Source organism: Streptomyces sp. NPDC050988, assembly GCF_044456225.1.
GTDB lineage: Bacteria > Actinomycetota > Actinomycetes > Streptomycetales > Streptomycetaceae > Streptomyces.
The window spans coordinates 1-25,637 of sequence record NZ_JBITFQ010000050.1 but is presented as its reverse complement, the minus strand read 5'-3'; the positions used below and the strand labels follow the sequence as shown (position 1 = coordinate 25,637).

The window sequence follows — 25,637 nt, the reverse complement described above, 5'->3', positions numbered from 1 at the left end:
GCGCACATTCGCACAGTGGTCCGGTGGCGACCCCCGGGGCCCGGAGGGAGACTGCGGCGTATGGCTGTCTCCTGGTATCAAGTCGTCGTCGAGGCCCGCGATCTGCCGGCACTGGCGCGTTTCTGGTGTCAGGTCCTCGACTGGCGCGTGCTGTTCGAGGCCGAGGACGAGATCGTCATCGGGGCCGGCCCGAGCGCCCTGCCCGGCATCTGCTTCGTACCGGTCGGCGAGCGCAAGACGGTCAAGAACCGGCTGCACATCGACCTCGCGCCCGACGACCGGGACGCCGAGGTCGACCGGCTCCTCGCGCTCGGGGCCCGGCGCGTGGACGTCGGTCAGGGTGAGGACGTCACCTGGGTCGTCCTCGCCGATCCCGAGGGCAACGAGTTCTGTGTGCTGCGGCCGAAGAAGACGCTTCTCGACTGAGGTCGGCCCGACTGGGTGCGGCGGAGTTGTGTACAGATGTACGTATCGATGTGTACACTCGTACACATGGGATACGCGTTGCTAGCCGGGGCCATCGCCGCAGAGGTCGCCGCCACCACCGCCATGAAGTACAGCGAGGGCTTCAGCAAGCTGTGGCCCTCGCTGGTGACCGCGATCGGATACCTCGTCGCGTTCGTGCTGCTCGCGCAGACGCTGAAGACCGTCGCGGTCGGCACGGCCTACGCGATCTGGGCGGGGATCGGCACGGCGGCCGTCGCCGCGATCGGGATGATGTTCCTGGGCGAGGGCATGAACACCGCCAAGTTCGCCGGGATCGTGCTGATCATCGGCGGGGTCGTGGTGCTGAACCTGGGCGGGGCGCACTGATGCGGCTCTGTCCGGCGGGGGCCGGCTCGCGCCGTCCGACGGGAGCCCGCTGATGGTCCGGCGCTACGACCCCGAGAGACGGCAGCGGATCATCGACGCGGCGATCCGTGTCGTCGCCGACAAGGGCATCGGCGGGCTCAGCCACCGCTCGGTCGCCGCCGAGGCCGATGTGCCGCTGGGCTCGACGACGTACCACTTCAAGACCCTCGACGAGCTCATGGTCGCCGCGCTGCGCCAGACGAACGAGGGCTTCGCGAAGGTCGTCGCCTCGCGGGGCGCGCTGGAGGACACCGGGGTCGATCTGGCCGGTGAACTCGCCGGTCTCCTCGCCGAGTGGCTGGGGGGCGACCGCGCGAGCGTGGAGCTGGAGTACGAGCTCTATCTCGCCGCCCTGCGCCGCCCCGTGCTGCGGCCCGTCGCCGCCGAGTGGTGCCAGGACCTCGCCGAGCGGATCGGCTGCCGCACGGACTCCGCCACCGCCCGGGCCCTCGTCGCGGTGATGGACGGGATCTGTCTGCAGGTGCTGGTGACGGGGGCCGAGTACGACGAGGAGTACACGCGCGAGGTGCTGGCGCGGGTGATCCCCTGAAACCTCCCGTCCGTCGAGCGTGAACCTTTCGCGGCCCTGCGGGGAACAGGGGTGAAAGGCTCGGCACGACGAACCAGGGGGAGGACTTGTGACCGGACCACCGGCACCTGAGGCCGGGGTGCACGACGACGCGGAGGTCGTCGCCCAGTCGCTGGAGGAACCGGAGCTGTTCGCCCGGCTCTACGACCGGCACGCGCCCGACATCCACCGGTATGTGACCCGGCGCCTCGGGGACGGCGCCGCCGACGACATCACGGCGGACACCTTCCTCACGGCGTTCCGCATCCGCGGCCGCTACGACCTGACGCGCCCGAACGCGCGCCCCTGGCTGTACGGCATCGCGGGCAACCTCATCGGCAGGCAGCGCCGCGCCGAGGTGCGGGCGCTCAAGGCGCTGGCCCGCACCGGGCACGACCCCGTCGCCGCCTCCTGGGTCGAGGAGACCGACAGCCGGGTCGCCGCACAGGCACCGCTCGCCGGAGCCCTCGCCGCACTGCCCGCGGGGGACCGGCACGTACTGCTGCTCATCGCCTGGGCCGACCTCACCTACCAGGAGGTCGCGGAGGCACTGGACATCCCGGTCGGGACGGTCCGCTCACGGCTCAACAGGGCCCGGCGCAAGGTGCGTACGGCGCTGGGCGCGGACCCCGCGTTCCTGCCCGACACCCCGGAGGTGGTCTGACGTGGACGAGATGACGGCGGTTCGCGAACTGCGGGCCGAGACACCCCTGCCCCCGCGCGGACGGCTCGTCCCGGGGCGTGAGGCGCTGCTGGCGGAGGCGGCGCGAGGTCGCCGGAGCCGGGGACCGCGCGCCGACTGGCGGCTCGCCGCGGTGGGGGCCGCCGCCGCGATCACACTGGCGGCGGTGCTCGGCACCCAGGTCCTGGGCGGCGAGGGGAGCGAGACACTGCCCGGGGCCCGGTCGACGTACTTCCTGGAACTGGGCAGTGCGAAGGACCTGTTGAACGACGCCGCCGACGTGGTCGCGGCCGGTCCCTCGGTCACCGCCCGCGACGGCCAGTGGATCTACCTCAAGACCGGCGAGGTGAACCTCACGGACGAATCGCGGCCGGGGACGAGCGAGACCTGGATGAAGTACGCCGACCCGTCCATGGAGGACGGGAAGGCGGGCGACGACCACTCGCCGAGGGAGGAGTACGCGTTCCTCAGGGCCCTGCCCGACGATCCGGAGAAGGTACGGGCGAAGGCACGCGCGTTCTTCTACGCCACCGACAAGACCGAGACCCGTACCGAACACGAGTACCGGGCCCTCACCGCGGTCCTCAGCCGGGCGTACGCGTACGAGGCCAAGGATCTCGCCAAGGTCTACCGGGCCCTGGCCACGATCCCCGGCGTACGGGCCGCGCAGGTCCAGGACGCGGCGGGACGCGACGCCGTCGCGGTCTACCTCAGGAACGAGGACCCGACGGCGAACCGGGACGAACTCCTCCTGGACCCGGGCACCTACCTCTACAGCGGTCACCGGTGGGTGGCCCGGAGCGCCGGCGGCGAGTGGGAGAAGGGGGACGCCGTCATCAGCGGGGTGCGACTGGCCGTGGCGGTGGTCGACAAGAAGGACCAGCGGCCCTGACCCGGACCTCCCTGATCCCTCCGGCGCGACCCCGCCGGACAGGCCTCGGTGCGCCCGGCACCTGAGACGCCGGGCGCACTGGTTGGCACCCGTGGGCCCCGGCCGGTTAGGTTTCCCTCATGACCGACACGACTGCTACTCGCACCACCGGCGCCGTCGCCGCCGGGCTTGCCACGCTCGCCGCCGACGGAACTGTCCTCGACACCTGGTTCCCGGCCCCCGAACTGGCCGCCGAGCCCGGCCCCTCCGGCTCCGAGCGGCTGTCCGCCGAGCGCGCGGCGGAACTGCTCGGCGAGGGCGCCGTGAAGGCGATCGGCCCGGACGCCCGGCGTGGCGTCGAAGTGGTCGCGGTCCGCACGGTCATCGCCTCGCTCGACGAGAAGCCGGTCGACGCGCACGACGCGTACCTGCGCCTGCATCTCCTCTCGCACCGCCTCGTGCGGCCGCACGGGCAGAGCCTCGACGGCCTGTTCGCGCACCTCGCCAACGTCGCCTGGACCTCGCTCGGCCCGGTCGCCGTGGACGACGTGGAGAAGGTCCGGCTGAACGCCCGCGCCGAGGGCCTCCACCTCGCCGTGACGTCCATCGACAAGTTCCCGCGCATGACGGACTACGTGGCGCCGAAGGGCGTCCGCATCGCCGACGCCGACCGGGTCCGCCTCGGCGCGCACCTCGCCGAGGGCACCACGGTCATGCACGAGGGCTTCGTGAACTTCAACGCCGGCACGCTCGGCACGTCCATGGTCGAGGGCCGCATCTCCGCCGGCGTCGTGGTCGGCGACGGCTCGGACATCGGCGGCGGCGCGTCCACCATGGGCACGCTGTCCGGCGGCGGCAACGTCCGCATCACGATCGGCGAGCGGTGCCTGATCGGGGCGGAGGCGGGTGTCGGGATCGCCCTCGGTGACGAGTGCGTCGTCGAGGCCGGGCTGTACGTCACCGCCGGCACGCGGGTCACGATGCCGGACGGGCAGATCGTGAAGGCCCGTGAGCTGTCCGGTGCGTCCAACATTCTGTTCCGGCGGAACTCGGTCACCGGGACGGTGGAGGCGCGGCCGAACAACGCGGTGTGGGGTGGCCTCAACGAGGTCCTCCACAGTCACAACTGAGTCCCGCGGTTGTTCTGTGAACCTGGTGCCCTCCCACTTGCTGTGGGAGGGCACCAGGTTCTTTGGGGTCGGATGTCGGGCACGGGCCCGGTGGGGGCTTGTCACGCAGTTCCCCGCGCCCCTGGGGTGGGTGGGTGTTCGGCGCGGATCGTTACGTGCGGGTGGGTGGGGGTTGAGCGCGCAGTTCCCACCGGGCCCGCACGTCATATCCGGGCCGTAAGAATTTCTCGTGCCGTCAGGCATAGCGGGGGCCCGCCCGGATCGTCGATACGGGTGGGAGCGGGGAGAGCCCGCTGGGGAAGAGAAGGTGACGATGGATGCCCAAGGGCACGAACGGTTCCGGGAGTTCGTGGAGAACCGCTCATCGGCGCTGCTGAAGACCGCCGTGCTGCTCAGCGGAGGCGACCGCCACGCGGCCGAGGACCTGCTGCAGAACGCGCTGGTCAAGGCGGCCGGACGATGGCAGCGCATCGACGAGCCGGAGGCGTACGTACGGCAGATCCTGTACCGCCAGCAGGTGAGCCGATGGCGGCTGAAGTGGCGCAGAAGGGAACTGACGGTCGCCGAACCGCCCGAGGGGACGGGCGGCACGGCCGCGGCGGCCGCGGCGGACGCCGCCTCCGCGGCCGACCTGCGGATCGTGATGCGCGGAGCGCTGGCGCGGCTGACCGCCCGGCAGCGGACCGTACTCGTACTGCGTTACTTCGAGGACCTGCCGGAGGCCGACGTGGCCCGGATCCTCGGCTGCTCGGTGGGGACCGTGCGGTCCACCACCCACCGCTCGCTCGCCAAGCTGCGGGCCCTCGCGCCGGAACTCGCCGCGTTGGGCCCGGCCGACGCCGAGCAGCAGCCGTCCCGTGACTACTCGCCCGTGGAGGTGCGTCCGTGAACGTCGACGAACTGGTGCGTGACACCCTCCGTGAGACGGCCGTGGACAGCGTGTCCGTGCCTGCCGGCTTCGCAGACCGGGTGCTCGCCGTCCGGCGACGGCGCCGGTCCCGGAGGATCGCGGGCACCGCGGTCGTCACCGCCGCCGTGCTCGCCGCCGCGGTGGCCGTCCCGCTGCTGGACGGCGGTGGGGACGACGTCCGGCCCGCGAGTGAGATGAACAAGAGCGACATCATCGGGCACCCCGACCAGTCGCCGCCGCGCGACCTGATCGCGGCCGGGGACACCGTGCTCGCCGCGTTCTCCGTCTCCGCGAGCGTCAAGCAGGACAACGGGGACATCATCCGCACCCCCACCTACGGACTGCTGAACCAGAAGACCGGCAAGTACGAGAAGACCAGGAAGTGGGCTTTCCTGGACGTCGCGCCCGGTTCGCGCACCGCCGCCGTGCTGGAGCAGGAACTGCCCGCCAAGCGCATCGGGCTGCTCGACCTGATCACCGGCAAGGTGGACCGCTGGATCCCGGTGGACCACGGAGTCGGCGGCGTCGCCTTCTCGCCCGACGGCAAGAGGCTCGTCGCGACCACATACGCGAAGAACCCCGACCGCTACCTGGCGGACCGCCCGATCAGTGTCAACGGCAAGAACGAGCCCGGCCCCGTGCCCAGCAGGACCGGCTTCAGCATCGTGGACGTGGCCTCCGGCGAGTCCGACTGGCACGAGGTACCGCTGCCGAAGGACGAGTTCGGCTTCCCGAACACGAACACGCGCGAGGACTTCGACTGGAGCCACGACGGGTCGCTGGTCTACTCCTCCTCGATGACGGACGCCTATGGCCAGTACTACGACCTGGACGGGGGCGAGGTCCCCGCGCCGGACGAGAAGCGCATCACCCACGTCGAGGCGGGCATTTCGCCCGACGGGAAGCTGGCCGGCGGGGACTTCGCCGGCAATGGCACGGACATCGCCGTCGCGGTCAACGACGCGAGGACCGGGAAGCGTGTCGCCAAGCTGCCGGCCCAGCAGCTCCTCGCCTGGGCCGACAACAAGCGGCTCATCGCCTGGGGCTGCGACCCCAAGAAGTGCAGCGGCAAGGGGGAGTTCCGCAACCAGTTGCTGCTGGTGACCGTCGGCACCAACAAGGTCGTACCGCTGAGCGACTTCCGTAAGGCGAGTGACGACTACCCCGGCCGGTGGAGCCCGATCTTCAGCACGCGCTAGCTCGCGCCCACCATGCCGGAGTGCGCCGTCAGCTCCGCGTACGCCGCCCGCAGCCCGTCGACCGCATCCCGGTCGGCGGGCCGCAGCGGTGCCCGGACCGGGCCGGAGGGCAGACCGAGGGCGCCGAGCAGGGCCTTCGCCGTCACCGAGCCGGGCAGGCCCGAGCCCATCATCAACTCCGTGAGCGGGATGGTGAGTTGCTGCAGCCGGACCGCCTCGTCCGGGTCACCGCCGTCGAACGCGTCCAGGATCGACCGGAAGTGACGCGGAGTCACATTCGCCACCGTGCTGATGTATCCGGCACCGCCGATCGCGTACATCGCGAGCACGTACTCGTCGCAGCCCGTGTAGTACGCCAACTCCGTGGCGGCCAGCACCTTCTGGGTGCCGAGCAGGTCGTACGCGCAGTCCTTCACCGCCACGATCCGCGGATGCCCGGCCAGTCGCAGCATCGTCTCCGGCTCGATGCGTGTCCCCGTGCGGCCCGGGATGTCGTACAGCACGAGCGGCAGGCCGGAAGCGTCCGCGATCGCGCGGAAGTGTGCCTCGACGGCGTCCTGCGGGGGCCTGCTGTAGTACGGCGTGACCACCAACAGGCCGTCCGCGCCCGCCTTTTCGGCCTCCAGGGCGAGTTCGGTGGTGTGGCGGGTGTCGGCTGTCCCGATGCCCGCGACGATCGCGGCCCGGTCCCCGACCGCTTCCGCCACCGCCCGCACGAGCGCCGACTTCTCGGCGTCCGTCGTGGTCGGCGACTCCCCGGTCGTCCCGGACAGCACCAGCCCGTCGCAGCCCTCGGAGACCAGCCGGTCGGCCAGCCGCTGCGCACCGTCCAGGTCCAGCAGCCCCTCGTCGGTGAAGGGGGTGATCATCGCGCAGAGGGCACGGCCGAAGGGCGGGATGCGTCGTGAGGTCATGGAGGTAGTCTCGGCACACCCATCCTGAAGCTCCACTTAATTCTTCTACCAGGTATTGGTAAGTAGTCCTTATCTTTTGCGGCATTCGAGGTGGCAGGGGCGCTCTAGGAACTCGCCCCCGTTTCGGTCACCATGGCGGGGACGGTAGAAGGTCGTCTGTCACGGGAGGCGTCATGAAGCTGGGCAAAGCACTGGCCACCGGAGTCGCGGAGGAGCGGCCGCGCCTGGAAGAGAACGAACTCCGACTCCCCGAGGGGATCGAGGAGATCGAGGAGATCGAGGAGTCGGAGTCCGCGGTCGAAGAGGTTCCGGTCGCGCGATGAGGATGCGGCTCCCCGAGGAACGTCCGGCGGAGCCGCCGACCGGATTCAAGATCGCCCACCCGATGCTGTCCCAGGACGGCACCCGGGCCGGGTTCACCGGTGTGTCGCTGGGCGGCGCGCTGCCGTACGGAGTGCTGGACGAGGCGCACTGCGTCTACGGTCTGCGGCACCGGGCACCGCACCGCCGCTGCGACTGCGGTTTCCACTGCGTGCACGAGCGCACGGCGGCCGAGGCCATGCTGTGCACCGCCGAGCACCGCAGCGCCGTACTCCTCGAAGTGACGGTCCTCGGCGCCTACATCCGCTTCGAGCTGGGTTTCCGGTACGCGCGACAGCGGGTGCGTACCGCCACGGTCGGCCCCTGCGCGTGCGGCGCCGTCGCCGTGGCGCTGGTCGACGCGGGCTGGGGCAGGCCCGGCTGGCGGGGCTTCGCCGCCTCCTGCGCCGGATGTGTGCGCGGCCGTACGGCGGTGTCGCTCGCGACCTTCGCCCGGCTGGGCGGGGAAGGGCTGCGGGTACGGGCCGGGGGCGGTGCCGTACCGGGCGCCGGCGACGGCCTGCCCGCGGGCCTCGGGGTCTCCGAGCTGGTCGCCGAGGCGGCGCTGCTGCAGGCCCGGCTCGACTGGTTCCAGAGCCAGCTGGCGCGGCTCGGAGAGCGCGGCGCCGGACAGGGGTGACGGCGGCCCAGCAGGGTACCCGGGCGTCCCGGACGAAAGGAGGCGGGACGCCGTGACCGGAACCATGGACAGGCGGCCGGGCGAGCAGCACTCGGTCGGTGAACTCGTCGGACAGGCCACCGAACAGCTCTCCGAGCTCGTACGACAGGAAGTGCGGCTCGCAAAGGAGGAGTTGGCGCAGAAGGGCCGACGCGTGGGACGCGGTGGCGGGCTGCTGGGCGCGGCCGGTGCCGTCGCCTACGTGGGGCTGATGGCCCTGGCCGCGACCGGTGCGGCGGCGCTCACCCTCGTGCTGCCCGTATGGGCGGCGGCGCTCATCGTCACGGCCGTGCTCTTCCTGGTCGCGGGCGTGCTGGCGAGGACCGGCCGGGCCCAGCTCGGGCGCGCCGCCCCGCCGATGCCCGAGGAGGCGCTCGACAGCGTCCGGGCCGACGTCGACGAGATCAAGGAAAGGGCGCACCGATGAAGGACACGAACGATCCCGCGGAGCCCGGCAAGGCGGCCGGCAAGGCGGCCGGCGGCGCGAAGGGCCCGGACGAGCTGCGACGGCAGATCCAGGAGACCCGGGGACAACTCGGCGACACCGTCGAGGAGTTGGCCGCGAAGGCCGATATGAAGGCCCGCGCGCGGGCCCGGGGCGCCGAGCTGAAGGGCAAGGCGTCCGAGGCCGGTCACGCCGTGCAGGACAAGGCGGCGCAGGCAGGCCATGTCGTACAGGACAAGGCCACCGAGGCCGGGCACGTCGTACAGGGCAAGGCTGTTGAGGCCGGGCACGTGATGCAGGACAAGGCCGTCCAGGCCGGTCACGTGGTGCAGAGCAGGGCCACGCAGGCCGGACACGCCGTCCAGGACAACGTGCCCCGGCCGGTGCGCACGGCCGTGACCAACGCTGTCCAGGCCGGAAAGCGTCATCCCGGGCCCGTACTGATCGCCGGGGCCGGAGCGGTGGTCGCGGTGGGCCTCCTGAGGCGACGCCACAACGGACACCACTGATACACGCACTGATACACACACCGGTACAGACACCGATACACACCTCCGGCTCCGGTCACTGACCGGTGCCGTACGGCGAGCGGCGGGGCCGATCCATTCGGTCCCGCCGCTCGTCGTGCATCAGTGGCAGCCCGGCGGGGGCGGACCCCGTCCGTGGCGCCCGTGCTTGACCTGAAGTTCGGTTGAGGTCCGAGGGTGGGCCGTGGACACCGATCAGCGATCACTGGAGTTCGTGATGACCCGTCGTACCGATGCGCACCCCACGATGACCCGCCCCGAGGTGGGAGCGCCCTTCTTCAGCACCTGGCGGGTGGGGACGCCCGAGCGGCAGAAGGAGACGGTCGAGGCGATCGCCGCCACCTGGGAGCGCAGGGCGTGGCCGGCCGAGGGGCTGCTCGGCTACCACGTCTACACCGGGGAGGACGGCACGACCCTGCTGCACCACTCGCAGTGGCGGAGCGAGCAGGACTACGAGGCCTTCGTGAAGGTCCACCGGCAGGAGCGCGTGGACGAGGTCGATGTGGCCGTGCCCGGGATCGAACGCGTGGGGCTCGGCCGCTACCGGCGCTACCGCAGCGGCGCCCAGGAGGCGGAGCCCCGGATTCCGGGGTGCGTCGTGATCGTCGAGATCGAGTTCGAGGGACCGGACCCCGACCGCCAACGCGCCTGGGTGGACGCCGTGTTCGAGGCCCTGGAGAGCGAGCCGAACCTCAGTCCCGGCGGGATCTCCGCCCACTTCCACCTGAGCACCGACGGCACGAAGGTCCTCAACTACGCCGAGTGGGAGACCACGCAGGCCGACATCGACGCGCCGGCCGCACCGGGTGGCGGCGTCGGATCCCGTACGCCCGAGTGGGAGCGCGTACAGACGTACCCCGGTCTGAAGCGGTCCACGGTCCACCGCTACACCCACGCCCTCGGGCTCGTCCCCGAGTGATCGGGCGACCATCGAAACCGACAACAGGAATCGTCTGGACAAAAAAAGTTTTCGGTGAGACGGTGGAGTCATGTTGGACGTGACCGTGATCGAGGACCCGGCGGCAGCCGCCGCCTCGCTGGACCCCATAAGGGCTCAGCTCCTGGCCGAGCTGGCGGCCGGACCCGCGTCGGCCGCCATGCTGGCCGGCAAGGTCGGGCTGCCGAGGCAGAAGGTGAACTACCACCTGAAGGCGCTGGAGCGGCACGGCCTGGTCGAGCTCGCGGGCGAGCGCCGCAAGGGGAACGTCACCGAGCGGCTGATGAGGGCGACGGCAGCGTCGTACGTCATCTCGCCGCTCGCCCTCGCCGCCGTGCAGCCCGACCCGGACCGCTTCAGGGACCAGCTCTCGGCGCGGTGGCTGCTCGCGCTCGGCGCCCGGCTGGTGCGGGACGTCGGCACGCTCATCACGGGCGCCACGAAGGCCCGCAAGCGGCTCGCCACGTACGCGCTGGACGGTGAGGTGCGCTTCGCCTCCGCCGCCGACCGGGCCGCGTTCATCCAGGAGCTGACGGCCGGTGTCGGCGCCCTGATCCGCAAGTACGACTCCCCAGACGCCGAGGGGGGCCGCGACCACCGGATAGTCGTGGCCGTCCACCCCACGGTCAGACCCGAGACGTCCGGTGCGGCCGGCACATCTGGCGCATCCGGCTCATCCGATGCGTCCGGCGCATCCGGTACGTCCGAGGGTCCCAAGGCTTCCGAGGCGCCCCCAGCGGTGCCCGAACTCACCGACTGACACGCCTAGTTGACGCGCAGGAGCACACCATGTCCAAGGAATTCGAGATCGCCCGCGAGTTCGAGGTCGACGCCACACCCGACGAGGTGTGGGACGCCGTGACCAGCGGTACCGGCGGCTGGCTGTGGCCGATGGAACCCCCCGAGCCGCGTGAGGGCGGCCGGGGCCCCTGGGGATCCACCGTCACCGCCTGGGACCCGCCGCACAAGTACACCAACCGGCTTGAAGGCGTCGACGAGAACTCCGCGCAGACCCTCAACCAGCTCGACTACACCGTCGAGCCGCGCGACGGCGGCCGGCGCGCCTGGGTGCGGTACGTGCACAGCGGGATCTTCGTCGACGACTGGGACAACCAGTACGACGGGGCGAACAGGCACACCGACTTCTACCTCCACACCCTGCGCGAGTACCTGACGAGGTTCGCGGCCCGGCCTGCGGCCTTCGCCACGTTCGACGGGCCCGACGCGTCCAAGGCGCCCGACGCCTTCGCCGCCGTGGGCCGGGCACTCGGCCTCGCGGACGACACCGCCGAGGGAGCGCGCGTACGGGCCCAGGGTCCCGACGGCCAGGTCCTGGACGCCGTCGTCGACTACCGCAACCCGTACTTCATCGGACTGCGCACCGACGACGCCCTCATCCGCTTCTTCGGCCGCAACCACTGGGGCGCGCCCGTCGGCATGAGCGTCCACGACTTCGCCCCGGGCGCCGACGCCAAGGGGAACGAGGCGGCCTGGCAGGGCTGGCTGAACCAGGCTTTCGGAGCCTGACGTTCTACAGAGACACCGGTGAGCCCGGCCCCCCTGACGTGGGGCCGGGCTCACCGGCGTGTTCCCGTAGCGACTCGACTACGGGCTTCCCGTAGCGACTACGGGCGGAACCGCAGCACCTGCGGGTCGTGGTCGCTGATCTGGTCCGAGAACTCCGAGTTGATGTGCACGCTGTCGTACGTGAAGTCGCAGTCCTTGCGGATCGACGGGCTGATCAGGATCTGGTCCAGGACCTGGCTGTTGCCCTGGTAGTCATAGCTGTAACGCTCGCTCTTCGGAAGGGACTTGACGGCCGACCACAGGGCGCCGTCGTCCTCCAGGAGCTTCGTCGTCGTCGAGAACTCGAAGTCGTTGATGTCGCCGAGCGTCACGACGTCCGCGTTCTTCTGCTTCGCGAGGATGTCCTTGACGAAGGAGTTCATCACGGTCGCCTGGAGGTGGCGCTGCGTCTCCGAGCTGCGCGCCGGCGGCTGGAACTGCGAGTGCAGCGACTGGTCGCCGCCCTTCGACGCGAAGTGGTTCGCGATCACGAAGACCGACTTGCCGCGGAAGGTGAACTCGCCCGCGAGCGGCTTGCGGCTGTTCGTCCAGGCGGCGTTCGCCGGGTCGATACGGCCCGGCGAGACCGTGAGCTGCGCCTTGCCGTGCACCTTCGTGACGCCGACGGCCGTCGTGGCGTCGCCGCCCGCACGGTCCACGAACGACACGCGCTCCGGGTTGTAGAGGAACGCCTGACGGATGTTGCCGCCCGGCTCGCCGCCGTCCGCGAGGTTCACCGGGTCGATGGAGCGCCACTCGTACGCCGGGCCGCCCGCCGCGACGATCGCGTCGATCAGCTTCTGCAGCGTCTGGTCGGCGGCGACCGTACCGTCGTTCTTCGCGCCGTTGTTGTCCTGGATCTCCTCCAGGGACAGGATGTCGGGCGACTGGAGGTGGTCCACGATCGCGGCCGCGTGGGCGGCGAACGTGGCGTCCGTCGGGTCGAGGTTCTCGACGTTGTACGTCGCCACCGCCAGCTCGGAACGCGACTGCTTGCGCGTCGTCTCGCGCTCCAGGCCGCCGGCCTCCACCGTGCCCAGGGTGCGGGCGGTCAGCGTGTAGCCACCGAACTGGGTGTAGTCGAGCGGGCCCTCGGTGGTGCCCTTGAGCGTGTCACCGACGTTCGCCGTCGGGAACGGCTCGGTGGCGGTCGGGATCAGCGACTGGATCTGCAGCCGGCCGGTGTTCTGCGAGGAGTACGCGCCGTAGACGGTGCCGCCGCGGCGGTTCGGGTTCTCGTGCGGCTTGACCGTCACCCAGAGCTCGGAGAACGGGTCGGTCGCGGTGACCACACGGGACGAGCCGATCGCGACGTTCATACCCTCCAGGGACTCGTAGAAGTCGAGGGCGTACTTCTTCGGCCGCAGGGTCAGGGCGTTGACCGAGCCGCTCGCCGCCGCGTCGCCCTCGGGCGTGTACGTGTCCGGGACGGAACGGCTGTCGATGACGGTGGCCTTGGGCAGCGCGTTGCCGCTCGACACCACCGTCACCGTCGGCCGGGTGATCTCCGTGACCGACTGGTTGCCGGACGAGGCGCCGCCCGGCACGAACTCCGTGACCGTGCCCGAGACGGTGACCGAGTCGCCGACGGCGACCTTCGGCGTGGAGCTGGTGAAGACGAAGATGCCCTCACTGGTGGCCGGGTCGTCGTCCGCGGACGGACCCTGGATCCAGAAGCCGCGGGACGAACCGTAGGTTCTCGTGCCCGTGACGATGCCGGCCACGTCCGTGACCTGCTGGCCCGCGAGCGGGGACGTACGGGTGGAGCCCTGGATGTCATGGACGGCCACGGCATCCGCGTGGGCGGGCGAGGTGACGACCACCGCGGACACCGTGGAACAGACGGCGGCGACGGTGAGCGCGGCTATGCGTGCGGAAGACTTGCTCGGCAACGGGATCCCTCCGGGGACGTGCGTGGGCGCCGGGACGAGGGTGGCGCGGTGAACGGACGTGGGTGGAGCGGTGGAACGGGTACGTGGGTGGGGCTGTGGACCACGTACGTGGGTGGAGCGGTGGAGCGAAGTCGAACGAAGGCAAGAGTGGAGCCGTAACCGGTGGGGCGGTCCGTGACGCGCGTAGAAGGCGCGATGCACTGCTACTCGCGAGTTTCTACGCGCGTCAATCTCGTGTCTGGCCACGGCACTTGTCAAGGTTTCCCGAGTTAACACTTCTGACAGGTTCATGAACCGGGCGGCATGGGTCCAAATCCGTCTAGGCTGAGGTCGCGTGTCCGGGGCGGCCGGCAGGCGTTTTCCCGGGCGGCCCGCGGGCCTCGTGTACGTCCGAGATGTACGCCCGAACGTTCGTCCTAGGAGAACCAGCCGATGTCAGACAGTTCCCCCCTGCCGCCGGTGCGTCTGCACTCCGAAGCGGAGCTTGCGCGGGACGCCCTCGCCACTCCGCTTCTCTCGCGTGCCGTGCGGCTCGCCCGCTGGGCCGGTCCGGACACCCGGGTCGGAGCCGGCGGCGAACTCGTCGAGGAGCAGCTGCCGGCCGCCGCCGCGGAGCTGGGCCTCGACGGCGGGGACGCCGCTGCCTACGCGAGCGAGGCCTGGCGGGTCGCCGTCGACACCGGGCTCGTCGAGGTCGTGGACGAGGAGGAGGGCACCGTCACCGCGGGAGCCGACCTGGGGCTCGTCCTCTCCGGGGCGCCGCAGGACGTACTGGGACTGTGGCTCGCCGCCCTTGAGACGGTGCTCGCCGATGCCGGCGTGCCCGACCTCGACGACCTCGTGGAGGCCATGGGCGAGGGCGGCGAGATCGACTTCTCCGAGCTGGACTGGGATCCGGAGGCCGAGGCGGAGTTCCTCGACGGGGTCCTCGGCAACCTCTACCTGCTGACCTCCAGCGAGGACGGGCCCGGCGACGGCCCGGTGCCGCTGCCCGCGCTCGCCGCGTCGATGATCGTGCCGGACGACATGGGGGAGCCCACCAACGATGTCCTGGAGCAGGTCTCGGACGCGATGATGCGGCTCGACGACCAGTTCCGGCTCCTTGAGCCGATCGGGCTCGTCGACTTCCAGCCCGTTGACGAGGCCCTCATGGCCGACGCCGACGAGGAGCCCGCGGCGCCGGTCGACGACACGGACGTCTCGCGGTACGGGATGGTGCGGCTCACCCCGCTCGGGGTGTACGGGGTCCGGGCCCGGCTCCTCGAAGCAGGGTTCGCGGCGCCCGCGGTCGGCGACCTCGCGGACAAGGGGGCCGACGTGCTGCTCGACAGCACCTCCGGGTTTCCGCCGGCGGCCGCGCAGGCCGAGACCGAGCAGTGGCTCGACCGGCGTGAACCCCTCGCCGCGGCGCGGGAGTTGCTCGCGGCGGCGAAGGGTTCCGACGTCGGGGCGCCGCTGCGGCGGCTGCGCTGCCAGCAGGCGCTCTCCCTGGTCGGTACGGAGGCCTCGCCCGCGCTCCGTGAGGTGCTCGACGATGCCGAGCTGGGCGGGCTCGCGCGGGTCTGGCTCACCGAGCGGGGGGCCTCGGACGTGCCCGCGCCGTCCGAGGGGATGGTGTTCTGGCTGACCGTCGACACGATTGCCGCGCAGCTGGCCGCGGAGGGGAACTCCGCGGAGCTGCAGGCGCTTGTGGAGGGGCTTGCGGCGCAGCACGGGGGGTTCTTCGCGGCGGCGTGGCGGGTGGACCACCCCGCCACGCCCGATGTCCTGGAGGCGATGGGCCGGCTGCACCCCGACAAGAAGGTCGCCAAGGAGGCGCGGAAGGCTGCGTTCAAGGCTCGGTCGCAGCAAGGGGGGTAGGGGGGTTTCTTTCGCCCCCGCCGCCCCTACCCATTCCCGTCACTGCTCGGGGGCCAGCCCCTGAACCCCCGCTCCTCAAACGCCGGAGGGGCTGATTTTCAGCCCGTCCGGCGTTTGAGGACGAGCGCGTCAGCGCGATACGGGGGTTCGGGGGCGGAGCCCCTGAGTAAGTGACGGGAATGGGTAGGGGCGGCGGGGGCGAAAGAAGAAGCCCTCGTCGTCAGGGCTCTTCCTCGCCCATGGCGAGTACCCGGACCGGGATGCCGTCCAGCTCGTCCGGGACCACGTCCTCGGGGCGGAGCCGGTCGCGGGGGACCTTTCGGGTGACGAAGACGACGATGACGTCCTCGCCGGACTCCTCGTCGCGCCCGCTGCCGACACCGGTCACATTGGCCAGCGCCATCAGCCGTTCCTCATGGCGGTGGCTCGCCTGACGCGCGTCCACTTCGGCTCGCCTCCCATGGGTGGTCGTAGGTGTCCTTGGTAGGGAGATTATTCCGACCAACAGTTCGCATGCGAGGACTGATGGGCCGTACGGGGCGGCATTGCTCCGGACGGGCGGAAGAGGCCGGATCCGCCCGGATTCACGCAAGCGAGCCCTGGGAAGTCGGCCCGCGTTCAACCAGCGTTCAGTCACGGGCGGGACCGTGTGGCCGACAGTCGGGTCCGCCACCCTCCACGCGTCACCCTCCACACGTCACCCCCCCTCGCCACGGTCACACTCCACCGTCACAGGAGACAGCATGTCGCTCACCCGCAGGGACTTCGCCAGACGATCCGCGATCACCGGCGCCGGTGTCGCCCTGATCGGCAGCGTCGGCACACTCGCCACCGCGCCCGGCGCCCTCGCGTCCACGGACACCGAGACCACGGGCGATGCCGACGACGATGCCGACCTCTCCGACCGGCACGGCGGAGCCGTCGGTTACGGCCCGCTCCTGCCCGACCCCAAGGGCGTCCTCGCGCTGCCCGCCGGGTTCAAGTACCGGACCATCACGTACAGCGGGAAGACCAAGCTGGAGTCGGGCGAGTTCACCCCCTCCAACCACGACGGCACGGCCACCTTCGACGGCCCGCGCGGCACGACCCTCCTCGTCAACAACCACGAGCTGAAGGGCCCGCGCGCCAACTGGAAGTACCCGGTTCCGCTGACCGAGGGACTCGTCTACGACCCGGCCGCGTCCGGCGGCTGCACGGTCGTCGAGGTGCGCCCGGGCGGCGCGGTCGCCGAGTGGGTCGGCATCGCGGGCACCTCCACCAACTGCGCGGGCGGCAGCACCCCCTGGGGCACCTGGCTCACCTGCGAGGAGAACTCCGACCGGGCCGGCGTCAACGGCATGACCAGGGACCACGGCTACGTCTTCGAGGTCGACCCCTCCGACCGTCGCGCCAACCGCAACCCCAGGCCCTTGAAGTTCTTCGGCCGCTACGACCACGAGGCCGTCGTCATCGACCCCAAGCGCGGCCACGCCTACCTCACCGAGGACGCGTCCGGCCCCAACGGCCTCTTCTACCGCTGGACCCCGCCGAAGGGCTTCCACTACGGCCCCGGCAGGTTCCGTACCCTCGCCGACGACGCGGGCGTGCTCCAGGCACCCAAGTGCTACGACTCCGGCGGCCGCCCGGTCGACGACCTCTCCCGCGCCACGAAGATCGGCACGGTGTACGGCGTCGACTGGGTCGACGTCCCCGACCGCGACGCGAAGATCGTCGACGTGCGCAAGCAGTTCGGCCCCGGCGAGGTCACCCGCGCCCGTAAGCTCGAAGGCATGTGGTGGGGCGACGGCGGCGCGTACATCGTCTCCTCGTACGCCCGTGAGGAGAGCCCCGTCCAGCACGACGGCCAGGTCTGGTTCTACGACCCCAAGCGCCGCACGCTGACCCTCAAGGTCCTCCTCGGCGTCAACCCCGACCCGACTGACTCGTCGGCGGATGGCGCCTTCGACGGTCCCGACAACATCACCGTCTCCCCGTACGGCGGACTCGTCATCGCCGAGGACGGCGAGGGCGTCTCGCACCTCTTCGGCGCCACCGACAGCGGCCGTACGTACCCCATCGCCCGCAATGACCTCAACATCGGCACCGAGGAGGAGCCGGAGTTCAGCGAGTTCACCGGCGTCACCTTCTCGCCCGACGGAAAGACGCTGTACGCCAACATCCAGGAGCCGGGCATCATGCTGGCGATCACCGGTCCCTGGCGGCGTCAGAAGCGCGGCTGAGTTCCGGTTCGTACGCAGCGCCCTCGGAGGTGGAGTAAAGCTGTTGCCTCCCGTGTTGTTGCTCTTGTTGCGACGCGGGAGGAGACCGGAGTCGATGAGCCTTCGCCAGTACGAGTACGCCCTGGCCGTTGCCGAGGAGGGCTCGGTGACGGCCGCGGCGGAGCTGTTGCACGTCGCTCAGCCGTCGGTGTCCCAGCAGATCCGCGGCCTGGAGCGGGAACTCGGCGTGCAGCTGTTCGCCCGCACGCCGACCGGACTGGTCCCCACGGTGGTCGGCCGCGCGTTCCTGCGGGAGGCGGAGGTCGCGGTCAGCGCGTCACGGCGGGCGAGGGCGACGGCACGGGCCGGTGCCGACGAGCTGGTGGGCGAGCTGGTCGTGGCGGCGCAGATGGGCTTCGGCACGCGGCAGCTGCCGGGCGCCTTGGGCACGCTGCGTCGCCGCTTCCCGAGGCTTGAGGTCACCGTCTTCGAAGAGCCCAGCTCCGCCGAGCTGGAGCGGCTGTGCCGCCGTGGCGCGGTGAACCTCGCCCTGATGGCGGCGTGCGAGCGGAGCCCCTCCGACGCCCACCACCTCGGCGACGAGAACTTCGTCGTGGTGCTGGGCGCCGGGCACCGGCTGCTCGCCGGGGACCGGGTCGAGCTGCGCGAGCTGGAGGGGGAGCCGTGGGTGAGGTTCGACCGTGACAGCGCGCTCGACGGCGTGCTGCTGAACATACTGCGGGACAACGATCTGGCCCCGGCCACCGTCGCCCGTGTCTCCCAGACGGCGACGGCCGTGCGCTGGGCCGCCCAGGGGCTGGGGGTGACGCTCGTCCCGGCCTCCGCGGTGCCCCACGGTCACGAGCACCTCGTCCGCCCGGTGTTCCCGGTCGTGTCCCAGCCCGTCATCGCCGTGCTCCGGCACGGCGCGGGCCCGGCTGAGACGGCCCTGCTCGAACTCCTGCGCAACGAGACCTGGTCCGAGTCCGCTTCTGCTTCCTTCTCAGCGGTGTTCTGACGGGCGAGCAGTAGTTCCGTTGGCGTCAGCCCCTGGGGAATTCGCCGCCGTCCACTACGAGATTGCTCCCGGTCACCCAGCTCGCCCGGTCGGACGCGAGGAACAGCACCGCGTCGGCGATGTCGTCGGGCCGGCCGTCGCGCCCCAGCGGCACGGTGGTGTCGTTCTGGCCCTGCGTCGGGTCCAGGCGCGCCCACTGCTCCCGCGTCAGTTCGCCGCCGGGGGTGGCGGTCCTGCCGGGAGTCACGGTGTTGACCCGGATCCCGGCCGGGGCCAGCTCCAGGGCCAGGCCCCGGCTGTAGTTCTCCAGCGCCGCCTTCGCCGCCGTGTAGTGCAGGAACGGGGGTGGTGTGGCGGGCACCGCGGCCGAGGAGACGTGCACGACCACGCCCGAACGCCGTTCCCGCATCCCCGGTACCAGCAGCGAGTCCAGCCGCACCGAGGCCAGGTAGTTCAGGTCCAGCTGGTCCTGCCACTCCTCGTCGGGGATGTCGGAAGTGCTCGCGTACGGTTGCGCCCCACCCGCGTTGTGGACCAGGACGTCCACCCCGCCGAGCACCTCCCGCGCAGCCGCGGCGAGCGCCTCCGCGCCGGCCCGTGTCCGAACGTCGGCCGCCACGAAGGCGGCCCCCTCCGGCACCGTGCTCGCCGCCGACCTGGCGGTCGTGAGCACCTCGGCGCCCGCGTCCAGGAGTTGGCGCACGATGGCCGCTCCTATTCCGCGAGAGCCACCTGTGACCAGGGCCCGCTTTCCCTTGAGTTCCTGCGTTCCTGATTCGGTTTCGGTTGTGGTCATGCCGCCTGCTCTTTCAGCTGTGCGGGTACGTCGTGGTGCGTACCTCGTCGAGTCGGTTCACCGTACGTTCGCGAAAGAACGAGGGGCAAAGACCAAAAGTCAGCAGGTGGTATAGGGAGTTCCTATGGCAGCCCGGACGTCCCGGACTCCTCCGGTACGTCCGTACGGAAATAATCGTTCGCCCGGCCCTCGGTGCGCGTCCTACAGTGATGAACGTCCAGGTGCGAAGGCAGGACCTACTTCCACTGATAATGGGGCGGCCACGGGTTCGAGTCCCGTCACCGGTACAACGCGCCGGTGTAGCTCAGGGGTTAGAGCACCTACGTCGGTTCCGCCGGCCTTGAACTCTGGACACCACAACTTCATGCACCTCCCGGTGCGATGGTGGCGGCTACTTCTCTTCCAAAGAATCCAGGCCGCCGCCGACTTGATCTCGGGAGGCGCAGCAAATGGTGTGTGCCCGGTGCGAAGGCAGCGGTTACTTCAGGGATCAGAGGGTTGCGGGTTCAAATCCCGTCATCGGCTTCGGGCCGATGTAGCTCAATCCGGTAGAGCATCCGATTAAGTCCGTCGCCGACTTCTGTTCTCGGGCACGCTCCATTTGCTGCGCCTCCCTCCGAAACACCACTGAATTCGGGGGGAATTCATCATGGCGCGATTCAACACCAGGGCGGCCAAGGCCCAGGGCACTTCGCGGGTCACCTCGACCGGGCGCGTACTGCGCACCTACGAGGGCGGCCGCGGCCGTGAGCGCGACGCGCGTTCCGAGCTGTTCCTGCTGGCGATCGCCAACCTCGTCTCGCAGAACACCTTCTACGAGACCGGCGACGCCCGGGACGACCGGTTCGCCGCGCTCGTCCGTGAGCTGGCCGTCAGCGACCCGTCGTGGACGGCGAGCATGCTGGCCTGGCTGCGCGGCGAGGGCAACATGCGGACCGCGTCCATCGTCGGCGCCGCCGAGTACGTCAAGGCGCGCCTCGACGCGGGCGCCACCGACGGCCCGGCGAACCGGCAGGTCGTCGCCTCCGTGCTGCGGCGCCCGGACGAGCCCGGCGAACTGCTCGCGTACTGGACCGCGCTGTACGGCCGCAACATCCCCAAGCCCGTGAAGCGCGGCATCGCCGACGCCGTACGCCGGCTCTACAGCGGCAAGTCGCTGCTGAAGTACGACACGGCGTCCAAGGGCTACCGCTTCGGCGACATCCTCAACCTCGTGCACGCGGCACCGGACCCGGACAAGCCGTGGCAGGGCGACCTGTTCCAGTACGCGCTTGACCGTCGGCACAACCCGGACACCGCGGTCGTGCCCAAGTCGCTGCCCGTCCTGGCGGCCCACCGTGACCTGATGGCACTGCGGCCCGCCAAGCGGCGCAAGGTGGTGACCGGTGCGCACGGCGCGCGGCGTCTCGCCGACGCGGGCATCACCTGGGAGGCGCTGGCCGGGTGGCTGCAGGGGCCCATGGACAAGGCGGCCTGGGAGGCCGTGATTCCGTCCATGGGTGCGATGGCGCTGGTTCGGAACCTGCGTAACTTCGACGAGGCGGGTGTCAGTGACGAGGTGGCGGCTCAGGTTGCCGCGAAGATCAGTGACCCGGCCGAGGTCGCGCGTTCTCGGCAGTTCCCGTTCCGGTATCTCGCCGCGTACCAGCACGCGCCTTCGCTGCGCTGGTCCTACCCGCTGGAGCAGGCGCTCGGCCACTCGCTGGCCAATGTGCCGGCGCTGGGTGGCAGGACGCTCGTGCTCGTCGACCGGTCCGGGTCGATGTTCTACTCGCGGCTGTCCGACCGCTCGGAGCTCAACCGGGCCGACGCGGCGGCGATCTTCGGTACGGCGCTCGCGCTGCGGGCGGCGGACGCCGATCTTGTCGAGTTCGGGACCGGAAGTAACCGGGTGAAGTTTCGTCGGGGCGAGTCGGTGCTGAAGGTGCTGGGGCGGTTCGGTGACCTCGGTGGCACCGATACGACCGAGGCCGTGCGGAAGCACTACAAGAAGCATGATCGTGTTCTGATCGTCACCGACGAGCAGGCCACGTACAGCCACTACGGCGACCCGACCGAGCAGGTTCCGGCGCATGTGCCGGTCTACACCTGGAACCTCGCGGGGTACCGGGCCGGCCACGGGCCGTCCGGGGCGGGGAACCGGCATGTCTTCGGTGGTCTGTCGGATGCGGCTTTTCGGATGGTTCCGCTGCTTGAGGGGGCCCGGGACGCGGACTGGCCCTGGGCCGTCTGAGGGGAGTGTGAGTGTGTGGTCCGCGCTTTGGTGCGGGCCACATGCTTGTGCGGTCCCGATTTGATATCTAACATTTCAGTTGTGGATGCCATTCGACCCGTGCGTCGGACCCTGCTCAGGGACCAGGCGTACGAAGCGATCAAGGACGCCATCGTGGCCGGGGAGATCGAACCCGGAGCGGCGGTGCGGGATGGTGAGCTGGCTGAACGGCTTGGGTTGTCTCGGGCCCCTGTGCGGGAGGCATTCTCCCGGCTCGTCGACGAAGGGCTGCTGGAGAGCAAGCCGCAGAGTTATACGCGGGTGACCGCGGTGGTGGCTGGGGAAGTGCGGGACGCGGCTGCCGTGGTGGGGGCCATGCATGAGCTGGTCGTGCGGGTTGCCGTGCCTCGGTTGCGGGGGGCTGACGTCAACGCGATGCGTTCTGCCAATGCGCGGTTCGCTCATGCGGTGCGTGGTGGGGATGTCGACGCTGCCCTTCGTGCCGATGACGAGCTGCACGATGTGCTGGTGAGGGTGAGTGGCAACGGGGCTGCTGCGGCCACCATTTCGCGTTATACGCCGTTGATCCGGCGGCTGGAGCGGCGGCGGTTCGGTGAGGGCGGCAACTGCCGTTCGGCCGGGCTGCATGAACAGCTCATCGAGGCGTGTGCGGACGGTGACGTGGACGAGGCCGTTCGGGTCACCGCGGAGATCTGGCGGGGGCTCGAAGGCCTCGCCGATGGTGAATGAATCCAGGAGGCCTGGCCCATGTCCCTTTCCTCGTACGAGCGTTACCCCTTGTTGTTCGGGCCTTCGCCCGTTCATCCGCTGGAGCGGTTGACCGAGCATCTTGGCGGGGCCTCGCTGTGGGCCAAGCGGGAGGATTGCAACTCCGGGGTTGCTTATGGGGGGAACAAGACTCGCAAGCTGGAGTATCTCGTTGCTGACGCGCTTGCTACCGGGTGCGACACGCTTGTTTCGATCGGGGGCGTGCAGTCCAATCACACTCGGCAGGTTGCCGCGGTCGCCGCGAAGGTCGGGCTCAAGTGTGTGCTGGTGCAGGAGAGTTGGGTGGAGTGGCCCGACTCCGTGTACGACAAGGTCGGCAACATTCTGATCAGCCGGCTTGCGGGGGCCGATGTGCGGCTCGTGAAGGCCGGGTTCGGGATCGGGTTCAAGGAGAGCTGGGAGCTGGCTCTGCGTGAGGTTGAGGAGGGGGGTGGGAAGCCTTACGCCATTCCTGCCGGGGCCTCCGATCATCCTCTCGGTGGGCTCGGGTTTGCCGGGTGGGCTTATGAAGTCGCTGAGCAGGAAAGGGAGTTGGGGGTTTTCTTCGACACCGTGGTGGTTTGCTCGGTGACCGGGTCCACACAGGCGGGGATGGTTGCCGGGTTCCGTGCGCTGGAGGAAGCGGGTGGGCGCGTGCGGCGGGTGCTTGGCGTGGATGCGTCGGCGGATCCTGTTCGGACTCGGGAGCAGGTGGCGCGGATCGCTCATCGCACCGGGCAACTCATCGGTGTCGAGGCCGAGTTGACCGAGGACGATGTCGAGTTGGACGGGCGATATCACGCGGGTGTCTATGGGATTCCCGATGAGGCCACTTTGGACGCGATGCGGCTTGCTGCTCGGACCGAGGGGATGGTGACGGATCCTGTGTATGAGGGGAAGTCGATGGCCGGGATGGTTGATCTGGTGGGGCGGGGGGAGATCGGGCGGGGCTCTACTGTGCTGTACGCCCATCTTGGCGGGCAGCCTGCGTTGAATGCCTACAGCGCTTTGTTCTGAGGGCGCGGGTGGGGTGTCCGTTCGCGCCTGGGTTGTGGGTGGGGCGGGGCCGTGCCCGTATGTCACGTTCGCGACTGCTGGGCGTACTGCCCTGAGTTTCATGGTGGGCGTTTCCAGCGGGAGCTGTACGTCGCGAACGTTGACATACCGGCACGGCCCCGCCCCGCGTGCGTTGGCGGCTGCGGGGAGTACGCGCAGAACTCGCTGCCCGACGATCTGCTCGACGCCGGACGGATCGACGGCGCCGGTTTCTTCCGGCTCTACTGGCAGGTTGCGATGCCGTTGTTCCGGCCCGCGCTGGCGTTCCTCGGCATCTTCACCTTCATCAGCATCTGGAACGACTACATCTGGCCGCTGGTCGTCATGATCGACCCCGACAGGGTCACCCTTCAGGTCGCCCTGGCGAACCTCAACGTTCTCTACAACACCGACTACTCCCTGGTGATGGCCGGTGCGTTGATGAGTGTCGTTCCGTTGTTCCTTATCGGGGCGCGGCACTTTCTCAGGGATCTTGCGGCGGGGGCCACGAAGATGTGACGTGGGATCCACGTCCTCACGAACGTCATCACGAACGCGCGGGGCGCCCCCGGGATGGGGGGCGCCCCGCCGCACGTTCGTGGTGAGGTGTGTTGGTGGGCTACAGCGCCTGGGCCGACGGCTTCACCATGCCGCGGACCGTGCGGGACTTGACGAAGTTGCCGAGGGCCGTCATCTCCCACTCGCCGGAGAACTGCTTGATGAGCTTGGCCATCATCACGCCGGTCTGGGGCTCCGCGGTCGTGAGGTCGAAGCGGACCAGCTCCTCGCCCGTGGAGGCGTCGAGGAGGCGGCAGTAGGCCTTGGCGACCTCGGTGAACTTCTGGCCGGAGAAGGAGTTCACCGTGAAGACGAGGCCGGTGACCTCCTGGGGGAGTCGGCCCAGGTCCACGACGATCACCTCGTCGTCACCGCCGCCCTCGCCCGTGAGGTTGTCGCCGGAGTGCTTGATCGCGCCGTTCACGATCGAGAGCTTGCCGAAGTAGCAGCTGTCGATGTGGTTGCGCTGGGGGCCGTAGGCGATCACGGAGGCGTCGAGGTCGATGTCCTTGCCTCGGTACGCCGGCTCCCAGCCCAGGCCCATCTTCACCTGGGAGAGGAACGGGCGGCCGCCCTTGACCAGGGACACGGTCTGGTTCTTCTGGAGGCTTACGCGGCCCTTGTCGAGGTTGATCTTCCCGGCGCCCGGGGCGGGTGCCGGGGGCGCTGCCGGGGGTGCGGGCGGCGCCGCCGGGGTGCTGATCGGCGGGGCCGGGGGTGCCACCGGGGTCTGGAGCGTGGGGGCCGGCGGGGCGACCGGGGGTGCTGCCTGGGCCGGGGCGGCCGGCTCCTCCACCGTCACGCCGAAGTCCGTGGCGATGCCCGCCAGGCCGTTCGAGTAACCCTGGCCGACCGCTCGGGCCTTCCATGCGCCGTTGCGCAGGTAGACCTCGACGATCACCAGGGCCGTCTCCGAGCCGAGCTGGGGCGGGGTGAAGGACGCCAGTACGGAGTTGTCGTCCGCGTTGCGGATCGTCGCCGTCGGTTCGATGCCCTGGAACGTCTGGCCCGCGGCGTCCGGGCTCGCGGTGACGACGATCTTCTCGATGCCCGGGGGCACGGCCGTCGTGTCGACCGTGATCGAGTCGGGGCTGGTGCCGCCGCCGGAGCGGTACGTCACGCCCTGGCCGGCCGGCTGGTTGTAGAAGATGAAGTCGTCGTCGGAGCGCACCTTGCCGTCGGCGGTGAGCAGCAGGCCCGATACGTCGAGCCGCACCGGGGCGGCGACGTCCACCGTCACGCGGGTGACGGGGAGAGGGATGTTCGAGCCGGGGGTCATAGCTGTCATGCCCCGTGAACGACCGGGCCCGCTTTACCGTTCCCTTACCTGACCGCCAATTGGGTCAGTGCGGGTTTGTGCTGGTCAGGGGTGCTCGGTGGCGGGCAGCGGTGGTCAGTGGCGGTTTCTGGGGTGGTTGCGGGCCGTTCGTTCGTTGCCGCGCTTGTAGTTGCCGGTCCAGCGGGCCATGACCAGTTGGGGGTCGCCGGATTCCACCTCCGTGAGGAACTGGGTGGCTCTGGGGCCGCGGAGGGTTGTGGCGGGGCGGGTTCCGTGTGTGATCGTCACGGTGCCGTCCGGGTGGTGGGCGTAGGCGAAGCCGTTTGGGCGGGGCATGGGGGGATGGTAGGTGGGTGGGGTGCCGCCGTCCCAAGGGTTTTC

At 70.2% G+C, this 25,637-nt stretch carries 28 protein-coding genes and 1 tRNA gene; 23 read left to right on the top strand and 6 right to left on the bottom strand.

The features are described from left to right. Positions 1–60: 60 nt before the first annotated feature. From ACIBEI_RS48075 to ACIBEI_RS48040, 8 genes are all read left to right on the top strand, one after another. Positions 61–426, top strand: a complete 366-nt coding sequence (locus ACIBEI_RS48075; protein ID WP_398897714.1) for a VOC family protein — start codon at positions 61–63, stop codon at positions 424–426. Between the two features lie 66 nt (positions 427–492). Continuing rightward, a complete protein-coding gene (locus ACIBEI_RS48070; protein WP_398897713.1) occupies positions 493–813 on the top strand; it encodes a DMT family transporter in 321 nt (106 codons plus the stop codon). Between the two features lie 52 nt (positions 814–865). Then, positions 866–1,402 carry a TetR/AcrR family transcriptional regulator gene (locus ACIBEI_RS48065; RefSeq protein ID WP_398897712.1) on the top strand — a complete coding sequence of 179 codons (537 nt, stop codon included), beginning with the start codon at positions 866–868 and terminating at the stop codon, positions 1,400–1,402. Positions 1,403–1,490: 88 nt separating this feature from the next. Beyond that, positions 1,491–2,084: an RNA polymerase sigma factor gene (locus ACIBEI_RS48060; protein WP_398897710.1), complete on the top strand. Its 594-nt coding sequence runs from the start codon at positions 1,491–1,493 to the stop codon at positions 2,082–2,084. Between the two features lie 10 nt (positions 2,085–2,094). Further along, a complete protein-coding gene (locus ACIBEI_RS48055; protein WP_398897746.1) occupies positions 2,095–2,994 on the top strand; it encodes a CU044_5270 family protein in 900 nt (299 codons plus the stop codon). A 119-nt stretch (positions 2,995–3,113) separates the two neighbouring features. Next, positions 3,114–4,103: a 2,3,4,5-tetrahydropyridine-2,6-dicarboxylate N-succinyltransferase gene (gene dapD / locus ACIBEI_RS48050; RefSeq protein WP_398897709.1), complete on the top strand. Its 990-nt coding sequence runs from the start codon at positions 3,114–3,116 to the stop codon at positions 4,101–4,103. A gap of 313 nt (positions 4,104–4,416) precedes the next feature. Then, on the top strand, positions 4,417–4,992 hold the full coding sequence (locus tag ACIBEI_RS48045) for a SigE family RNA polymerase sigma factor (protein ID WP_398897707.1): 576 nt from the start codon (positions 4,417–4,419) through the stop codon (positions 4,990–4,992). After that, on the top strand, positions 4,989–6,212 hold the full coding sequence (locus ACIBEI_RS48040; RefSeq protein ID WP_398897705.1) for a WD40 repeat domain-containing protein: 1,224 nt from the start codon (positions 4,989–4,991) through the stop codon (positions 6,210–6,212). The genes ACIBEI_RS48045 and ACIBEI_RS48040 overlap by 4 nt, the downstream gene beginning before the upstream one ends. On the opposite strand, the gene dapA is transcribed toward ACIBEI_RS48040, so the two are convergent. Next, entirely contained in the window at positions 6,209–7,126 is a 918-nt protein-coding gene (gene dapA / locus ACIBEI_RS48035) for a 4-hydroxy-tetrahydrodipicolinate synthase (RefSeq protein ID WP_398897704.1), read from the bottom strand. The genes ACIBEI_RS48040 and dapA overlap by 4 nt on opposite strands. Positions 7,127–7,299: 173 nt before the next feature. Here dapA and ACIBEI_RS48030 point away from each other — a divergent pair, with 173 nt between their 5' ends. The 7 genes from ACIBEI_RS48030 (at position 7,300) to ACIBEI_RS48000 (ending at position 11,601) form a co-directional block, all read left to right on the top strand. Further along, positions 7,300–7,449, top strand: a complete 150-nt coding sequence (locus ACIBEI_RS48030; protein ID WP_398897703.1) for a hypothetical protein — start codon at positions 7,300–7,302, stop codon at positions 7,447–7,449. After that, on the top strand, positions 7,446–8,126 hold the full coding sequence (locus tag ACIBEI_RS48025) for a hypothetical protein (RefSeq protein ID WP_398897702.1): 681 nt from the start codon (positions 7,446–7,448) through the stop codon (positions 8,124–8,126). The genes ACIBEI_RS48030 and ACIBEI_RS48025 overlap by 4 nt, the downstream gene beginning before the upstream one ends. Positions 8,127–8,178: 52 nt before the next feature. Next, on the top strand, positions 8,179–8,592 hold the full coding sequence (locus ACIBEI_RS48020; protein ID WP_398897701.1) for a phage holin family protein: 414 nt from the start codon (positions 8,179–8,181) through the stop codon (positions 8,590–8,592). Beyond that, the gene (locus tag ACIBEI_RS48015) at positions 8,589–9,119 is read left to right on the top strand and encodes a DUF3618 domain-containing protein (protein ID WP_398897700.1); all 531 of its coding nucleotides are present in this window, start codon (positions 8,589–8,591) and stop codon (positions 9,117–9,119) included. The genes ACIBEI_RS48020 and ACIBEI_RS48015 overlap by 4 nt, the downstream gene beginning before the upstream one ends. A gap of 235 nt (positions 9,120–9,354) precedes the next feature. Next, the gene (locus ACIBEI_RS48010; protein ID WP_398897745.1) at positions 9,355–10,056 is read left to right on the top strand and encodes an antibiotic biosynthesis monooxygenase; all 702 of its coding nucleotides are present in this window, start codon (positions 9,355–9,357) and stop codon (positions 10,054–10,056) included. A gap of 70 nt (positions 10,057–10,126) precedes the next feature. After that, entirely contained in the window at positions 10,127–10,834 is a 708-nt protein-coding gene (locus ACIBEI_RS48005) for an ArsR/SmtB family transcription factor (protein ID WP_398897699.1), read from the top strand. Between the two features lie 29 nt (positions 10,835–10,863). Beyond that, the gene (locus ACIBEI_RS48000) at positions 10,864–11,601 is read left to right on the top strand and encodes an SRPBCC domain-containing protein (protein ID WP_398897697.1); all 738 of its coding nucleotides are present in this window, start codon (positions 10,864–10,866) and stop codon (positions 11,599–11,601) included. Positions 11,602–11,699: 98 nt separating this feature from the next. Here the strand turns inward: ACIBEI_RS48000 and ACIBEI_RS47995 are convergent, their stop codons facing one another. After that, positions 11,700–13,532 (bottom strand): endonuclease/exonuclease/phosphatase family protein, encoded by a 1,833-nt coding sequence (locus ACIBEI_RS47995; RefSeq protein WP_398897696.1) that lies wholly within the window; start codon positions 13,530–13,532, stop codon positions 11,700–11,702. Between the two features lie 432 nt (positions 13,533–13,964). Here ACIBEI_RS47995 and ACIBEI_RS47990 point away from each other — a divergent pair, with 432 nt between their 5' ends. Next, positions 13,965–15,392, top strand: a complete 1,428-nt coding sequence (locus tag ACIBEI_RS47990) for a hypothetical protein (RefSeq protein ID WP_398897694.1) — start codon at positions 13,965–13,967, stop codon at positions 15,390–15,392. 220 nt (positions 15,393–15,612) lie between these two features. Here ACIBEI_RS47990 and ACIBEI_RS47985 read toward each other — a convergent pair whose 3' ends face one another. Next, entirely contained in the window at positions 15,613–15,837 is a 225-nt protein-coding gene (locus tag ACIBEI_RS47985; protein ID WP_246575375.1) for a hypothetical protein, read from the bottom strand. A gap of 298 nt (positions 15,838–16,135) precedes the next feature. Between ACIBEI_RS47985 and ACIBEI_RS47980 the strand changes: the two genes are divergently transcribed. Further along, complete coding sequence (locus ACIBEI_RS47980) at positions 16,136–17,611, top strand: alkaline phosphatase PhoX (RefSeq protein ID WP_398897693.1); 1,476 nt, start codon at positions 16,136–16,138, stop codon at positions 17,609–17,611. A gap of 94 nt (positions 17,612–17,705) precedes the next feature. Beyond that, positions 17,706–18,608 carry a LysR family transcriptional regulator gene (locus tag ACIBEI_RS47975; protein ID WP_398897692.1) on the top strand — a complete coding sequence of 301 codons (903 nt, stop codon included), beginning with the start codon at positions 17,706–17,708 and terminating at the stop codon, positions 18,606–18,608. Positions 18,609–18,633: 25 nt separating this feature from the next. On the opposite strand, the gene ACIBEI_RS47970 is transcribed toward ACIBEI_RS47975, so the two are convergent. After that, positions 18,634–19,404, bottom strand: coding sequence for an oxidoreductase (locus tag ACIBEI_RS47970; RefSeq protein ID WP_398897690.1), 771 nt, complete (start codon positions 19,402–19,404; stop codon positions 18,634–18,636). A gap of 217 nt (positions 19,405–19,621) precedes the next feature. Here ACIBEI_RS47970 and ACIBEI_RS47965 point away from each other — a divergent pair. The 5 genes from ACIBEI_RS47965 (at position 19,622) to ACIBEI_RS47945 (ending at position 23,938) form a co-directional block, all read left to right on the top strand. After that, a tRNA-Ser gene (locus tag ACIBEI_RS47965) sits at positions 19,622–19,691 on the top strand. A gap of 362 nt (positions 19,692–20,053) precedes the next feature. Continuing rightward, on the top strand, positions 20,054–21,637 hold the full coding sequence (locus ACIBEI_RS47960) for a TROVE domain-containing protein (protein WP_398897689.1): 1,584 nt from the start codon (positions 20,054–20,056) through the stop codon (positions 21,635–21,637). Between the two features lie 81 nt (positions 21,638–21,718). Then, complete coding sequence (locus ACIBEI_RS47955; protein ID WP_398897687.1) at positions 21,719–22,366, top strand: GntR family transcriptional regulator; 648 nt, start codon at positions 21,719–21,721, stop codon at positions 22,364–22,366. Positions 22,367–22,384: 18 nt separating this feature from the next. Continuing rightward, positions 22,385–23,401 carry a 1-aminocyclopropane-1-carboxylate deaminase gene (locus tag ACIBEI_RS47950; protein ID WP_398897685.1) on the top strand — a complete coding sequence of 339 codons (1,017 nt, stop codon included), beginning with the start codon at positions 22,385–22,387 and terminating at the stop codon, positions 23,399–23,401. Between the two features lie 51 nt (positions 23,402–23,452). After that, on the top strand, positions 23,453–23,938 hold the full coding sequence (locus ACIBEI_RS47945) for a carbohydrate ABC transporter permease (protein WP_398897683.1): 486 nt from the start codon (positions 23,453–23,455) through the stop codon (positions 23,936–23,938). A gap of 100 nt (positions 23,939–24,038) precedes the next feature. On the opposite strand, the gene ACIBEI_RS47940 is transcribed toward ACIBEI_RS47945, so the two are convergent. Together ACIBEI_RS47940 and ACIBEI_RS47935 are read right to left on the bottom strand one after the other, a co-directional pair. Next, positions 24,039–25,256, bottom strand: coding sequence for a TerD family protein (locus ACIBEI_RS47940; RefSeq protein ID WP_398897743.1), 1,218 nt, complete (start codon positions 25,254–25,256; stop codon positions 24,039–24,041). A gap of 114 nt (positions 25,257–25,370) precedes the next feature. Beyond that, positions 25,371–25,592 carry a hypothetical protein gene (locus ACIBEI_RS47935; protein WP_398897682.1) on the bottom strand — a complete coding sequence of 74 codons (222 nt, stop codon included), beginning with the start codon at positions 25,590–25,592 and terminating at the stop codon, positions 25,371–25,373. Positions 25,593–25,637 lie beyond the last annotated feature (45 nt).